This is a genomic window from Streptomyces sp. NBC_00016 (genome assembly GCF_045040885.1).
Classification (GTDB): domain Bacteria; phylum Actinomycetota; class Actinomycetes; order Streptomycetales; family Streptomycetaceae; genus Streptomyces; species Streptomyces coriariae.
On sequence record NZ_CP108304.1, the window covers coordinates 9,725,699 to 9,740,422 of the forward strand.

The 14,724-nt window shown below is 69.8% G+C and carries 12 protein-coding genes and 2 pseudogenes; 7 read left to right on the forward strand and 7 right to left on the reverse strand.

The window, feature by feature from the left end:
- Window positions 1-70: 70 nt before the first annotated feature.
- Complete coding sequence (locus tag OG933_RS42795; protein ID WP_362525942.1) at window positions 71-1,339, reverse strand: extracellular solute-binding protein; 1,269 nt, start codon at window positions 1,337-1,339, stop codon at window positions 71-73.
- 426 nt (window positions 1,340-1,765) lie between these two features.
- On the opposite strand from OG933_RS42795, the gene OG933_RS42800 reads away from it, so the two are divergent.
- The gene (locus OG933_RS42800; protein ID WP_362525940.1) at window positions 1,766-2,788 is read left to right on the forward strand and encodes a LacI family DNA-binding transcriptional regulator; all 1,023 of its coding nucleotides are present in this window, start codon (window positions 1,766-1,768) and stop codon (window positions 2,786-2,788) included.
- Between the two features lie 375 nt (window positions 2,789-3,163).
- On the opposite strand, the gene OG933_RS42805 is transcribed toward OG933_RS42800, so the two are convergent.
- The 4 genes from OG933_RS42805 to OG933_RS42820 all read right to left on the reverse strand — a co-directional run bounded on the left by OG933_RS42805 (window position 3,164) and on the right by OG933_RS42820 (window position 8,403).
- A complete protein-coding gene (locus OG933_RS42805; RefSeq protein WP_405632763.1) occupies window positions 3,164-4,162 on the reverse strand; it encodes an RNA polymerase subunit sigma-70 in 999 nt (332 codons plus the stop codon).
- 643 nt (window positions 4,163-4,805) lie between these two features.
- Window positions 4,806-5,699, reverse strand: coding sequence for a hypothetical protein (locus tag OG933_RS42810; RefSeq protein WP_405632765.1), 894 nt, complete (start codon window positions 5,697-5,699; stop codon window positions 4,806-4,808).
- Entirely contained in the window at window positions 5,684-7,222 is a 1,539-nt protein-coding gene (locus OG933_RS42815; RefSeq protein ID WP_405632768.1) for a hypothetical protein, read from the reverse strand. Before OG933_RS42815 ends, OG933_RS42810 begins: the two co-directional genes overlap by 16 nt.
- Window positions 7,222-8,403, reverse strand: coding sequence for an FAD-dependent monooxygenase (locus OG933_RS42820; protein WP_405632769.1), 1,182 nt, complete (start codon window positions 8,401-8,403; stop codon window positions 7,222-7,224). Before OG933_RS42820 ends, OG933_RS42815 begins: the two co-directional genes overlap by 1 nt.
- Window positions 8,404-8,782: 379 nt before the next feature.
- Here OG933_RS42820 and OG933_RS42825 point away from each other — a divergent pair, with 379 nt between their 5' ends.
- Together OG933_RS42825 and OG933_RS42830 are read left to right on the forward strand one after the other, a co-directional pair.
- Window positions 8,783-9,253, forward strand: a complete 471-nt coding sequence (locus tag OG933_RS42825; protein ID WP_405632771.1) for a hypothetical protein — start codon at window positions 8,783-8,785, stop codon at window positions 9,251-9,253.
- A 628-nt stretch (window positions 9,254-9,881) separates the two neighbouring features.
- Entirely contained in the window at window positions 9,882-10,403 is a 522-nt protein-coding gene (locus OG933_RS42830; RefSeq protein ID WP_362525926.1) for a GNAT family N-acetyltransferase, read from the forward strand.
- Window positions 10,404-10,483: 80 nt separating this feature from the next.
- Here OG933_RS42830 and OG933_RS42835 read toward each other — a convergent pair whose 3' ends face one another.
- A complete protein-coding gene (locus tag OG933_RS42835; protein ID WP_405632772.1) occupies window positions 10,484-11,029 on the reverse strand; it encodes a hypothetical protein in 546 nt (181 codons plus the stop codon).
- A 62-nt stretch (window positions 11,030-11,091) separates the two neighbouring features.
- On the opposite strand from OG933_RS42835, the pseudogene OG933_RS42840 reads away from it, so the two are divergent.
- Window positions 11,092-11,299: pseudogene (locus OG933_RS42840) on the forward strand (transposase family protein); the annotation flags it as partial.
- Window positions 11,300-11,392: 93 nt separating this feature from the next.
- On the opposite strand, the pseudogene OG933_RS42845 reads toward OG933_RS42840, so the two are convergent.
- Window positions 11,393-11,521 (reverse strand): annotated as a pseudogene (locus OG933_RS42845) (DUF6417 family protein); the annotation flags it as partial.
- Between the two features lie 285 nt (window positions 11,522-11,806).
- On the opposite strand from OG933_RS42845, the gene OG933_RS42850 reads away from it, so the two are divergent.
- The 3 genes from OG933_RS42850 (at window position 11,807) to OG933_RS42860 (ending at window position 14,629) form a co-directional block, all read left to right on the forward strand.
- Window positions 11,807-12,115 (forward strand): hypothetical protein, encoded by a 309-nt coding sequence (locus OG933_RS42850; protein WP_405632774.1) that lies wholly within the window; start codon window positions 11,807-11,809, stop codon window positions 12,113-12,115.
- A gap of 344 nt (window positions 12,116-12,459) precedes the next feature.
- On the forward strand, window positions 12,460-12,660 hold the full coding sequence (locus OG933_RS42855; protein WP_405632776.1) for a hypothetical protein: 201 nt from the start codon (window positions 12,460-12,462) through the stop codon (window positions 12,658-12,660).
- Window positions 12,661-12,709: 49 nt separating this feature from the next.
- Window positions 12,710-14,629, forward strand: coding sequence for an ABC transporter ATP-binding protein (locus tag OG933_RS42860; protein WP_405632779.1), 1,920 nt, complete (start codon window positions 12,710-12,712; stop codon window positions 14,627-14,629).
- The last annotated feature ends 95 nt before the right edge of the window (window positions 14,630-14,724 follow it).

Genomic DNA, 14,724 nt, shown 5'->3' on the forward strand with positions numbered 1-14,724 from the left:
AAGGGCCGTGGTGGGGGCGGTCGGTGAGCCGCTGACTCCGCGCCCCCACCAGGGCTGACCGGGGGCCGGGTTACTTGGCGGACGCCGCTGTCTGGATGTCCTTGAGGGTCTGCGCGGCGGACGCCTTGCCCAGCAGGTAGGCCTGGATCTTGGAGCCGGTCGTGGTCTCGGCCGCGGCGGCGTACCAGGAGTCGGACGGGAGGATCCGGTATCGGCCTTCCTCGAAGGCCGTGGTGAACGCGGTGGTCTCGGTGCTCTCCGGCGTCAGTCCGCTGATGAAGGGCGACTCGGCGTGCTCGGCCTCGAGGTACTTGGAGAGGTTGTTGTTCTGCGACCAGAACTTGACGTACTCGCGCGCCGCGTCACCCTGCTCGGACTGGGAGTTGACGCCCCACATGGTGCCGGAGAAGAGCATCCCGTTGGGCTTGGTGCCCGCGGCACCGCCCGGCCAGGGGGCGAAGGAGACCGGGAATCCGGCCTTCTCGACGTTGGAGACCTGCCACGCGCCCTGGTACCAGAAGGCGCTCTTGCCGGCGCTGAAGTCCTGCGGGCCCTGCGACCACTCGTCGACGCCGAGCTCGTTCTTCCAGTTGACGTACCCCTGGTCCTCCAGCGTCTTCAGCTGCTGCAGGGGTTCCTTCCAGTCCGGGGCGAAGGAGGCCTTGCCGTCCCGGAAGTCGGCGTCCCACTGCTTGTTCTTCTGGTAGACCAGGGTCGATCCGGCGGCCTGGAAGACCGAGCTGCCGGTCCAGCCCGACTTGTCGGGCAGCGCGATGGGATCGATGCCGGCCTTCTTGACCTTGCCGAGGTCGGCGAGGAACGTCGGCCAGTCCGCGGGGACTTCGGTGATTCCGGCCTTCTTGAGCAGGTCCATGTTGGCGTACAGACCGATGCCGATCAGCTCCATGGGCATGGCCAGGGTCTTGCCGTCGACCTGCGCGAACTGCTTGGCGTCGGGGGTGATGCGGCTCGCCCACGACTCACCGGACAGGTCGGCGAGGTATCCGGAGGCGCCCCACTTCTTCATCCGGTCCGTGTCGACCATGATCACGTCGCCGGCCTTGCCGCCCAGCAGTTCGGGCTGGAGCTTCTGCGTGTAGGTGTCGTTCGCGGTGATGTACTCGAAGTCGACCTTGATCTTCGGATGGGCCTTCTCGAACGCCTTGTTGATCTCGGCGACGTTGGCGGGCTCCGCGCCACCGCCCTTCCACGCCTGCACGTGAAGGGTCACGGTGCCGTCGGCGGAGGCGCCCGACGACCCGTCTCCGCAAGCGGCCAGCGACATCGCCATGGCGGCGACCGTGGTGGCGACCGCGATACATCTCCCAGAACGCTTCATTGCACACCTCACCCGTCGGTAGGTACCGACAGTCATGTCTGAAGGGGATTTGAATCGATGTGAACCGATCAGCCTGTGCCGTGTGGGTGCAGCGCTGATTCGCATGAAAAGGGCCGGTCGACCCGAGTTTCGGCGAACTCATGTGCCGATGGCCAGGGACTGTAACGCAAAACTTAGCGGACATCTATACGTAACTTTCCGTGGCCGGTGAAGGCGCTCGATGTTGCCGATCGCCCTCGGGCGTCATGCGGGCAACCCCCACCTCCGCCCTGTTCGCAGGGTCGAACCGTGCTTCCTGGGAGGCCGCCGTTGACGTTGACTGCAACTTATCGTTAAAGTTTCCTGAAGTTTCCAGTCCATGTGGTGGTGAAGAGGATCTAAAGTCTTCACCAGGTGCCAAACGGCCCATCGGCAGAAGGAGTTGGGGTGGCAGGGCGGGTGACCATCGCGCAGGTGGCCGAGGAGGCCGGCGTCTCCGCGATGACCGTGTCCAACGTCGTGAACGGCAAGCCGGGAGCCTCCGAGGAGACCCGGCGGCGCGTCATGGAGGTGGCCGGGCGCCTCGGATACCGGCCCAACGTCTCCGCTCGCAACCTCAAGGCCGGCCGCAGCGGGCTCATCGGCCTCATCGCGCTGGATCTCACGAGCCAGTACGGCCTGGAAATCCTCCGGGGCGTCGCCGACGAGCTGGCCAGTGCCGAGCAGGAACTGCTCGTCAATGCCTCGTACCACGACGCGGGGCGGGAGAAGGACCGGATCGAGTTCCTGGCACGTGGCCTCGTCGACGGTGTACTCATGATCGCGCCCGTCCTGGAGAACGAGACGGTCGAGCTGCTGCGCCGGCAGAAACTGCCCTGCGTCATCATCGATCCCCGCCGGCTGGCCGTGCCCCTGCCCCGGCTGAGCGTCGACAACTACCACGGGATGCGTCAGGGCACACAGCACCTGATCGACCTGGGGCACACCCGTATCGCCTACCTCCGCGGCGAGGAGGATCTCGAGAGCACGTCCATCCGCTTCCAGGGCTTCGAGGACGCGATGCGGCTCGCCGGGCTGAAGGTCGACGAGCAGCTGGTCGCCTCGTGCGACTTCTCCTACGCCAGCGGCTTCCGGGCCGCCTCCCACCTCCTCGCCGAGCACCGTCCGACGGCGATCGTCGCGGGCGCCGACCTGATGGCGCTCGGCGCCATCGACGCCGCCCGCGCATGCGGCCTCACCGTGCCCACCGACTGCTCGGTCGTCGGTTTCGACGACCTCCCACAGGCGGCACAGAGCTTTCCCGGTCTGACCACCGTGCGTCAGCCACTGCACGACATGGGCCAGAAGGCGGCCCGCGCACTGCTGTCCGTCATCGACGGGCAGCGGCTGCTCATGGATCACATGGAGGTGGGCACCCAGCTCGTGGTGCGCAACTCGACCGCCCCGCCGCCCGGTGACAGCACGGCGTGACCTGCGCGATGCGCTTCGGGGGGTGCCCTTACGCGTAGGTTCTCGCGGCGCGTTCGCGAGCAAGCTGATCGGCTGATCGGGAGGGAGCGGGGGAGCGGGCGCCCTCGGCGGTGGCCGCGTGGGGCCACCGCCCGTTGCGGGTCGATGTCGTTCGTCCTTGCCGAGTGGCTGTGGGCGCTCCAGGCTTGGCCACCTGCGCGCCGCTGAGCCCTTTTTCCAGCAGGCGCAGGCGCAGGCGCAGGCGCAGGTGTCGGGGCTCGGCTGCGAGTGCGTCAATCGGTCCGGGTGCCGAGGCCCCGCGCCAGGGTGGGGGTCATCACCGTCGCAGGGACGAGATGTAGCCCGATGAGGGCAGCGCGAGCGTCCACAGCGGGACTACTCCGTGCCGTCCGCCGGCAGGCGCTCCGGCAGCCCGAGCCGCGGGAACCGGTCGTCGTGGAACGTGACGATCTCGGTGATCGCCCCGCCGACGACGCGCAGGACGTCGATCGTCAGCGGCAGGTACGCGCCCTCCCGCTTCCGCCAGAGGTAGAAAGCGACGGCGGGCTGCCGGTTCACGGAGGTGAGGACGGCGCGCAGGCCCTTCATGCCCTCGAAGCCGCTCTCGATCCAGTCGTTCACCACCGCGTCGCGGCCGACGTACAGGCCCGGTGTGGGCGGCATCGAGCTGCGGACGTCGTCCCGCAGCAACGCGGCGAGCGTCTCGACGTCCGTGGCCACGCTGGCGTCGGTATAGCGGCGCACCAGCTGGCGCGTCCCGGCGTCCTGTTCGCCGCCGGTCCAGTCCTGCCGCTCGGCGGGCAGGCGCTCCCGCAGGCCGGCGCGGGCCCGCTGCAATGCGCTGTTCACGGAGTTGACGGAGTCCCCGAGGAACTCCGCGACGTCTTTCGCCGGCCAGCCGAGCACGTCCCGCAGGATCAGCACGGCCCGTGGGCGTGGCGCGAGGTGCTGGACTGCGACCAGGTACGCCAGCTCGATCGTCTCCCGCGCGACGGCGACGATCTCCGGCTCGTCCGCGTCGCCCGCGGGCAGCTCGTCGAGCAGCCGGTCCGGGTAGGGCTGCAGCCACGGCACCTCGCCGCCGGTCGCGGGCTCCGGGCGGCATTTGGCGAGCAGGTCCAGGCAGGCGTTGGTGGCGATCCGGTACAGCCAGGCCCGGAACGTCGACCGCCCCTCGAAGGTCTCCCGCCGCCGCCAGGCACGGAGGAACGTTTCCTGCACGGCGTCCTCGGCGTCCTCGAACGACCCGAGCATCCGGTAGCAGTGCACGTGCAGCTCCCGCCGGTGCCGCTCCGCCAGCCCTGAGAACGCCGACTCATCGACCTCGCCCAGACCGCTCACGCCCAGCTCCTCCAGTCGCGTGTCCGCACTCATCACGTCATCCTTCCGCCTCGTCGTGTCCCGTCGTAGGTGTGACGGGTGCGGGCGCAAAAACTCATCACTGTGGTCGGTCGGCCCGCGGCCGACGGCGAGGAGCGCGGGCTATGGCGGCTCAGCCTTCATCCCGCTTGCCGAGGCCGCCCTCGATGACCTGCCGCCTTCACGTTCACGCGGCTGCTGGAACCCCGGAACGCGACCTGGTGCGTGATGAGGAACAGACACCCCGACCGATGTCACCGGCCGGCTCCACACGGTCACCCACGGCCCGGCGGCGACCTCGCGCGACGGCACCCGGCCCGGGGACTGTGTCGGCGGGCCGACGTTCGCCGACGCTCGGATCACCGCCGACCCGTACCGGATCCACGCCGTCGGCCTCTGCCTCACCCGCTCCGCGGTCCTCACCACCTGGCCCGTCGACGACTGTCTCGCCCCGCTGGGCACGTTCCGCCGCGACCTCACCGAGCCGCACGGCGTGATCGCCGCACTGCTCGCCGGATGCGGCGGTGATCCTGGCGCACCCGGGCCCTGGCGCTCGGATCGACTTCGCGATGGCGCCAGGGCCGAACCCGCGCAGCGGGCGCGGCTCGCGGACGACCCTTCCCTCAAGGTGCGGGCCGCTCTCGCGCACGTGCGCACTTCAGGCCTCGTCTTGCCTGCGCCGCCTGACGAACCATCTGCCCGCCAGTGCCAGGACGGCCAGCGTCGCTGCCGCCGGCGGCCAGTGGTGCCAGTGCCAGAGCGGATGCTGCCACCGCCACAGCGGCGCGGATGTGGCGTCGACGGAGATCGTCTCGCGGTCGTTGCCCGGCACGGGGTCCTTCGGACCGTACACGGTGATGGAGCCCTTGGCGCCGGGGATCCGCTTGTCGATGCGGATGTGGAAGCCGAAGGTGATCGAGGATCCGGCCGATGGCGAAAAGTCGCACAGGAAGAAGTAGTTGTCCTCGTCCTGTGGCGGCCGGCAGGCGTATCGCCGATCGTCGTCGTCCCCTTCCCAGGGAATGGACGTGACGGTGGTTCCGGGCGGCGGTACGACCGCGAAGGATCCGGCTTCGCCGTCGGGGGAACCAGGGCCCAGGTTCGTCACACCGAGCCGGACCACGACGGTGTCCCCCACCCTGCCCTTTACCGTTTCGGTGACGGGCACGTAGTCCGCAGGCGTCGGCCGGGACGGACCGACGGCGAAGGCCGGGCCGACGTGCGCCAAGTCGGCGCCATGGACCGCGGTGGTCGCCGACACGCGGGTGGTATCGGGCCGTTGAGGCCGTCGGCTCGGGTGGCCGGTGGGCAGTGGACCGTCGGTTTCCCTCCGGGCGCCGTTCTTGACGGGCACCGTGGATGGATCGGCCCGCAAGGTGGTGGGAACCCCCACCGACTGCTGGGGTTGTGCCCACACCGGCCCTATCGCCGTGCCGAGCGCGAGCAGGAACAGGACGGCAGCGCCGATACGTCCGAGCGTCCACGCACGGATGCGTTCCACGCGCGTATGGTGGAGCGCTCGCCGGGGCGGCCCGGTCAGTCCTTCGGCCACGGCGACGCCTTGGCGCACAGGTACGGACGCGCGAGCAGCAGACCGGTGCCGGTCATGGCGATGCCGAAGTAGACCGGCGCGAGGTGGAGGAAGTCGGTGTAGTGGATCGCGCCGTGCACCACGACAGCCGGCAGGAAGCCGGCGGCCGCCGCCGCGGCCAGGGTCCAGAACACCCAGGCCTCACCCCGCCGCCAGCCCCACGCGCTGAGCAGGGTGATGGCCACTGCGGCGGCCATCAGGGCACCGCCGAACCCCGCCCGGTCGTGGGCGATGAACGGCGTCAGCCGGGGGTTCACGGTTTCCAGCGTCTGCGTACTGGTGCCCAGGAAGGCCAGGTCGCTTGGCACGAAGACACCGGTCAGACCGACCACCGAGATCACCGCTCCACCGACGAACAGCCCCGCTCCCGTGACGATCAGCAGCAACTGGCCGGCCAGCGCCCGGCGGCGCTCCGGCTCCGGACCTTCGGGCGCCAGGCGCCACCGCGGTGTGTGCGGGGTCCGACGGACCGCGGCCACGAACATCGGAAACAGCACGAGGGTGGTGGCCGTGTGCAGGGGTTCCACGAAGCCGGTGGCCAAGAAGTAGAACAAGGTGGGGAAGCCGATCGTCCCCGAGAGCAGATACACCTCGCGGGCCCAGGGCCAGCCGCGTCTGATCCCTCCCATGGCGAGGCCGGTGTAGAGGGCGCCGATCGCCACCATGGTCCCGGCCATGGTGATCCGGTCGTGCTGGAGGAAGTGCACGAGGTGGTGGTTGACGCCATGCAGATCGTGCAGCGTCATGCCGAGGTAGTCGCGGTCGTACCAGAGCAGCACGGGTCCGAGCGTGATCGCCGCGGCGCCGAGTCCGGCGCCCGTCATGCCGAGGCCGACGAGGAACGCCCACCACCAGACGGGCCATCGGCGGGGATCGCGTCCGACGTCCCGCAGTACCGGAGCGGGCGCGGTGGGCGTGGCTGCCTCGGTGACCCGTTGGAACCAGCCGGGTCCGGCCGCGACGAGCACGCCGGGCCGGGCGAGCACGACGGCGCTCGGTTCCTTGAGCACGGCGGCCGCGGCGGTGACCGAGGGGTCGGACACATGGACCACGTGCGGGTCGTCGCTGCTGGTGAACCCGTCGACGTGGGGCTTGAGGGCGGCCTCGGCCGCCGGGTCGCATGCGCCGACCACCAGCGGGACCGAGCGGCCGGCAGCGGCCTCGCGTACCGTCGCGGCGTCGTCCGCGGAGACGGGCGCCACCTCGACGACACCAGCTCCGAGCGGGGGCAGGGCGCGTACCGCTTCGCGGGCGAGTGCGGGCGGGACGGATATGCCGAGGCGGACGGCCACGGGCACGCCGGCGATCTCGCCGGCGAGGCCCTCGGGCGGATGACGGTGAGCGAATCCCCGGGCGATCATCCGCGCGCCGGCGGGACGCGAGCCGATCGAGGCCAGCAGCCGCAGTGCGGTTCGCTGCGAACGCCGCCGACCGAGGATGCCGGCGGCCATGCCGCGCAGCGGGTGATACGTCCAGTCCGGCATCAGGGGCTCTCGCTCTTCGTCGTGGTCACCGGGTCACCGGGCGGGGTCCAGCCGAGCACCGGCGTCATGGAACGCAGCGTCGCCCGCGTCGGTGCCAGCCGGGCGGCCGTGTCGCGCAGCAGCACTGCGGGCGGCCACGACAGCTGGCCGATTGCGCCCAGCCGGGCGGAACGGCGCGTGACGGCCTGGGTCCGGGGGCGGCGCAACAGGTCGTACGAGCGGAGCGCGGCGGCCACGTCCGGGATGCCGTCGAGGCAGTGTGCGAGGGTGAGCGCATCCTCCAGTGCCTGGCATGCGCCCTGGCCCAGGTTGGGGGTCATGGCATGGGCCGCGTCGCCCAGCAGCGCGACCCGGCCGCGGACGAAGGAGGACAGCGGCGGCAGCTCGTACAGGTCGTGTCGGAGCACCGCGTCCACGGGCGTGGCAGCCAGAAGGGCGGGGATGGGGTCCGGCCAGGACCCGAACCGGCGCAGCAGTTCGGCGTACTCGGATGAGCCGGAGGACGCTCCCGCCGGCAGCGAGGCCGTTGCGAAGCAGTACATTCGCCCGCCGAGCAGCGCCGTGTAGCCGAACCGCGCCCCGCGGCCCCAGGTCACTGCGCCCTGCGAGGGCGGCTCGGCGAGAGGCCCGGTGACCATGCGCCAGCCTGTGTAACCGGCGTACCGGGGGCCGGCCGCCTCGGGCCACAGGGCACGGCGGACCGCACTGCGCAGCCCGTCGGCGCCGACCACGAGGTCGGGCCGCGACTCGCCCCTACGGTGATCGACGACCAAGCCGGGTACACCGTCGCGGACCGCGGACACCTCACTGCCCGGCCGCAGGCTGTCAGCGGGCAGCGCGTCGGCGAGCGCCCGCAACAGGTCTGCGCGGTGCAGGACCACCAGGGGGTGGCCGAAGCGGCGCGTCAGCTCCGCGTTCTCCGTACGGGACAGCCATCGGCCCTGGCGGTCGCGTACGCCGCCTACGGCCTCGACGGCGCCGAGTGCCCGGACGGTGTCGCCCAGACCGAGTGCATCGAGCGCGTGCAGCGCGTTCGGCCACAGGGAGATCCCGGCGCCGATCTCGGTGAACTCCGGGGCACGTTCCAGCACCTCGACGCGCCAACCGCGGCGATGCAGGGCGACGGCCGCCGCGAGCCCGCCGATCCCGCCGCCGACGATGGTCGCGGCGCGCTGCGGCATGGGTCCTCGCTCTGGGTTCGGGGGCGCCGCCCCCGGTCAAGTGGTGGTCAGTCCGGTGCCCGAGCTCAAGCGGCATACGACGCGGCGCAGGCCCGGCTGAGCAGCGCCTCATGGCAACATGCCGACAGGTGCCTGTCAATGTGCCGGCCGTCGCAGGCGCTGGTGTCCTGCGCTGCGCCGTCGCGGGACGGGGCAACGGGTGTGTGCGCGCCGCTGTCCACTGCGATCTTGCTCCGAAGCCACCGGGTTCGAGGGACCTGGACGGTGTCCTCGTGGGAACCCTCTGGGAGCGTCGGGGTTTTGGCCGGAGGTGCCGCGCGGGATCGGCTATGTCCCGTGCGCCAAGATGGGGCCTCCGATCGTTGGAGGGAGCACGGGGATGAGCTATGACCTGCAGGCAGTGATCGCCGGCAGAGAGCTGCTGCGAGCCGCTTCGCGGGAGCTGCCCGCTGCTCGGCTGGCATCGCTCGGACATGGCCTCGCACTGATGCCGATGACGGACGCCCTCTTCGATTCCGTCGCAGATGGCAGCGATGCGGGCGCTTTGGGGTTCTGGCGCCTGCCTGGAGGGTTCGAGAAGACCCTCGCGGACTGGTCGGCCGCAGGGCCGGTGGCCTACGTGGAAGCCGAGTACTTCGGCGGCGTGGGCGAGCAGCATGCTGTCGTGTGGGAGGGCGGCACCATCGTGTGGGGGCCGCTCCAGGTGCCGGAGGGCCGGCCTTTCCCGCCGGCCGGCAGCGCCATCTCGCAGGCACTTCGACGGCTGGGCATCGTGGCAGACGCCGGAGAGGACGAGTTCTCCGTTGTGGGATTGGGCCGTCACCGACACAGTGACGGATGGATCGCCTGAGCTGTGCCTTCAGGATTCCCGCCTGAACGAGCAAGTTCCTGGCTCCGCGCGCGGAACCTGCCCCAAATGTGTCCGGCCGAGGCGGCCGTCAGCAGGGGCATGAGGATTGCCGCTCGGCACTGACTCGCAGGGACGGCAGCGGCGTTGTCGGTCATGAGGACCGTCGCTGCACCTCTACAATTCCACACCGCCGCCGCACTGAGCGTCGGCCAGGCAACATCCTGGCTACCCATCGCCCTGACGAACTGCGGGCGCAGGTGTCGCTGTCCGCGGATGTCTCCCGCCGGCTGCGTGCCCTCGCGGCCCGGGCCGGCCTGCGGCCCGGGCACGTCTTGGCCCAACTCGCCGACCGTGTAGACATCGACGACGGCATGGTGAGCGTCGAACGCTTCGTCCCGCAGCCTCCGCACGCCGGCTGCTCCTGTCTGGGGGCCCGGCACAGGGTGAGGCGGCGGCGCAATGAGGGATGCGCCGCTCCCACACGTGTCTGTCCCAAGCCGACTGGCCACACCTGCGGCGCCCGGTTCCAAAGACTCGCTGGGTATGCTCCTTCGGTCCTTGCTTCGGTCAGGGGAGTTGCTGAGTGGCCCGGTCAGATGGACCTGTTCTGCGTACCCAGAGACTTGTGATGGAGCCGATTCGCCGCGAGGACAGCGACGATCTCTTCGAGGCCGTGGTCAGCCAGGACAGCGTGATGCGATGGCTGGCGACCGGCCAAGCGGACAGCCGATCCGTGGCCGAGGCCATGTGCGACGAACATGTCGCCCACTGGGCCAGACACGGATACGGCGACTATGCGGTCAGGGATGCTGCAACGCACGCGTTCCTCGGCAGGGTCGGACTGCGCAATCGGGCCGGGTACGGAGTTGACCTCGGTTTCGCCCTGCACCCGCGGGCGCAGGGCCGCGGGATCGCCGGCGAAGCGGGCCGCGCGTGCCTGGACCTGGCGTTTGGCCCCCTCGCGCTCCCTGTCGTCTTCGCGTTCGTCCTGCCCGGCAACACGGCCTCGATCGCGGTACTGCGCCGCCTGGGCGCCCAGGCAGACGGGACGGTCCAGTCCAGTGGCCTGCATTGCCTGCGTTACCGATTCGACCCCACCGTCATGACCGCTACAGAACATGTAGTGGACAACGGTGGGCCGGGCTTTTAGCTGGTCCAGGCTCCCGCCCCAGGGCGCCGCTGGAGTCGGCGGAGAGTCTGCTATCCAGGTCGTTTGCTCTGGAGCCCAGGTCAGGTCGTAGAGCTGGCCCGAGCGGTTGACGGTGGCGAGCCATCCCGAAGGGGGCCGTCGGATGAGGGCTTGAGAGACGAGGGCTTATCCCGCCACTCGTCCGCCACATCGCGGTACTCGTCGAGGGCGGGGTTACGACTTCCGCCCGGTGCGTAGGCCGGGGACCGATCCGCGTGGAGCGGCACATGGGCGCAGTACCAGGCCCGCTTGGCGCCTGCTTGCTCCGCATCCGTGCCTGTCTGCAGATAGCCGAGCAGTGCGATCATGACTCGGCGGCGTCCGAATGCGTATACCGCTGGTTCGACGAACCAACGGCAGAAGCTGGGATCCGGGTCGTAGACGGCTGCGGCCATCAACGGGGCGAAGAGCTCTTCGGGCAAGCAGGCGCGTTCGAGTAGTGGCTTACGTGCCGCATGGGCCAGGTGCCGTGCGCGGCGCGCTTCCGGCACGTCAGCCAGGCTTCCGAGGTCCAGCAGCCGCGCCACCTCGGCGGTGCATGACAAAAATGAGGGTTGATCTGCCTCGTTGTGCTCTTCTTCGGCCATGGCGGCATTCTGGACCGACCTCGGGCCGAAGTGCACGGGGCGACGGTTGCTGCTCCGTGCCCGGCGGCTATCAGGGCACCGGAATGGTCATCCCGCACCGCCGCCGCAAAGGCGAAGAACTTCCGGCCTGGAAGGAGGAACACAACCGGAGCCACAGGCAGGTGCGCGCCCAGGTCGAGCACACCCTCGCCCGTATGAAGGGGTGGAGGATCCTCCGAGACTGCCGCCTCAAGGGCGACGGCGTTTCATCAAGCGATGCTCGGTATCGCCGCCTACCCGACCTCGCCCTGGCCGGGTAGCCGAACGGATGGCGGTGCGGCCTTCCTTGCCTATCCCCGACTCCAAGATCATCTCAACGTCGTAGTCCCGGCCGAAGCGGTTGGCCTCCGTTGTGGACCGGTCAGTCAGCGCAGCCAGAACCCCGTACGCCATCGACTGCATCTGCTCCTGCGTCAGATGCAGCCGCCACCGTCCCGCGCCGCGGTCGTGCACGGCTGTGCGAACCTGCTCGGCAGGCTCCGGCGCCGGCCCACGACCTCAACTGGTCGGCCAGACCGCCCTAGCACGCGGTAGCCATCCGTACCCGGAGCTCGCGAGGGCGGCTTGCCGTGCGCGGACATTTGGGCTCAGGGCCTGCTGCCGTTGTCCGGAAGGAGACGAATTCCCGGAATTCGGGCAGTGGGGCCTCGACGTGAGCTCCCTACTCAGGCGCAACGCGCATGCGCATGAGTACGTACCCCGATGCCCGTGGCGGTCGGTGCTGGTGAAGTGGCTCTCATGACGACGCAGAACTTCGTGCCTCAGCGCCGAGCAGACCACCCGACCTGGTGGAGGATCCCCCTGGTGGCCTCTGCGCTCGGCCTGCCGGTCCTCGCCCTGGAGTACAGCGCGATCCGCGCGCAGGCGGGCATGGGGCAGTACGGAGCAGCGCTCTACTGGGCCGTCGCACTGTTCGCCGCGGCCTGGGTTCTCCCCCACCGCCGCTCGTTCAAGACGCTCCGCATCCTGGCGGCCGGAGCAGCCTTGGTGATCACGCTTCTGCCGGTGACGCTTCTGCTGCTACTGAGCGTGATGCTGGCCGGCTGACGACCACGCCACAAATTCCGTCCAGGCGACTGAGGGTGAGAGGAAACGCTCTCCCAGGGGCGCCAGGCTCTGCGTCGGTAGGAGTGCTTCGAGGAGGCCCTCGCGGCCATCGCCGACGCATTCGAATCGCTGCCGGCTGTCGATCCGGCGATGCGCTCAAGCACCTCGAAACCCGACGGCATCCCGGCGGGCAAACTGCTCGCCGTCCTCGATGACGCGATCGCCGGGCTTGCGCGATGCCCAGTGGGAAACCCGCTGACTGCTCGGCTTCGACGGCCTGTGCGACCGTCGTGCGGGCGGAAGAGATGCGCCGGGTGCTCCGAGGTCAGTGAGCCCGAGCAGGCGTGCGCGAACTCATCGACCTTGCCGATGCTTTTGGCGGCCCCGACAACGTCAGCTGCGGAGTCGCCGACGGCATGGAGCTCCGGCAGCAGCAGGAGCGAGCGGCATGCGGCTGCACCCACTACGGCAAGGACACGTCCGCTGCGCACGCTGAGCACCGTGGTGTCCGGTTCTCGCCGGTCCGCGGTAAATGCCTGGACTGAGGACCGTCCCGAACGGGACACTTCCGACTTCCGAACCACCGGGAGTGTGATGGGGACAACAGACACGCAAGGGCCGACGCCGGGCAGGAGCGCGGTCGTTCTGGCGCTGCGCCGCTACGGTCGGGAACTGCTGAGACTGCGACGGCTGGCCCTGCCCGCGCTGCTGCTGCCCGCCGTGGGCAACATCGGCACCCGCTACGTCGCCCCCCTGCTGATCGCCAAACTGGCAGGCCAGGCTGCCGACGACGACGGTCTCACGCTCAGCTCGGCGCTGCCGTACGTGCTGGGCTTCGGCGTGACGCTGCTGCTCGCCGAGGCTGTGTGGCGCGTGGGGCAGCACTGCCTGAACCGCGTGGACGCCCTCGGCATGGAACACCTGTACGTCAGCGGCATGGAGGAACTTCTCGCCAAGGACGCGGCATTCTTCCATGACAACTTCGCCGGCTCGCTGACCAAACGGGTGCTGAGCTTCGGCAAGCGCTTCGAGGACTTCGTGGACACGGTGACGTACCGGATCGTGGGCAGTCTCGTCCCCCTGGTGTTCGGTGCCGTGGTGCTGTGGAGCTACGAACCGATGCTCGTCGCCGGCCTTCTGGTGATGATCGCGCTGACGGTGCTGGCCGCGACACCGCTGATCCGTCGTCGGCAGAGGCTCGTCAACGACCGTGAGGCGGCGTTCGCCCGGGTCTCCGGTCACGTCGCCGACAGCCTCATGAACATGGAGACCATCCGGGCCTTCGCGGCCGAGCGTCGGGAGGCCGACGAACACCGCAGCCGTGTCGCGGATTCCCGGCGCCTGACGCTGCGGTCGTGGGACTACGGCAATCTGCGCGTCGACACCCTGATCGCCCCCATGTCCGTACTGACGAACGTACTGGGCCTGTTGGTCGCCATCGTCTTCGGTGGCCCGGGCCAGGGAGTGGAGGAGGTAGTCGTTGCCTTCACCTACTACTCCAACGCCACCCAGATCATGTTCGAGTTCAACCAGATCTATCGGCGTCTGGAGAGCTCGATGACCGAGGCCGCGCAGTTCACGGAGCTGTTGCTGGATCCGCCCACCGTGCTCGACCCGGCGGAACCCGAGCCACTCGCACCGCGGGACACAGGCATCCGCTTCGAGGCGGTGACCTTCGCCCACGCGGGCGCGAAGCCGATTTTCCAGGCACTCGACCTCGACGTGCCCGCAGGCGCACGGATCGGTCTGGTCGGCAGGTCCGGCGGAGGCAAGACCACACTCACCCGGCTTCTGTTGCGCATGTCGGACATCGGCGACGGACGCATCCTGATCGGTGGTCAGAACATCAGCGGGTTGCGGCAGGCCGACCTGCGCTCGCTCATCGCCTACGTCCCGCAGGAACCCGCCATGTTCCACCGCAGCCTGCGGGACAACATCGCCTTCGCCCGGCCAGGCGCCACCGACAAGGAGATCCACGCGGCGGCCGCGGCCGCCCACGTCACGGAGTTCGTCGACCAACTCCCCGACGGCTTCGGCACTCTGGTGGGGGAGCGGGGAGTGAAACTCTCGGGCGGGCAGCGTCAGCGCGTCGCCCTCGCCAGGGCCATCCTGCGCGACGCCCCGATCCTGCTGCTCGACGAGGCCACCAGCGCGCTGGACTCGGAGAGCGAACTCCTCGTCCAGGACGCCCTGTGGCGGTTGATGGACGGACGTACGGCCCTCGTGGTCGCCCACCGTCTGAGCACCGTCGCCGGTATGGACCGTCTCGTCGTCCTCGACCGGGGAAGCGTCGTCGAGCAGGGCACCCACGAGGAACTGCTCACATCGAACGGTGCCTACGCCAAGCTGTGGCAGCACCAGTCGGGCGGCTTCCTCGGCGAGAGCGCCGAGTCGGTCCCCGGATGCCCGATCCCGGGAGCCGGTTCCAGCGGGCTGCCCGGACCGGCCGACCCGGCGCCGGACGGGGACCGCAGGACGTCGTCGCACGCTCGTACGAGCACCGGTTCCACGTGACCGATCCGCTCACGGGCATCCTCGCCCGCCGGCGCTGTCAGGAGGAAGCGAAGCCCGACTGAGTCGATCACGAGGTCGCTGTCATCCGGCCGCCC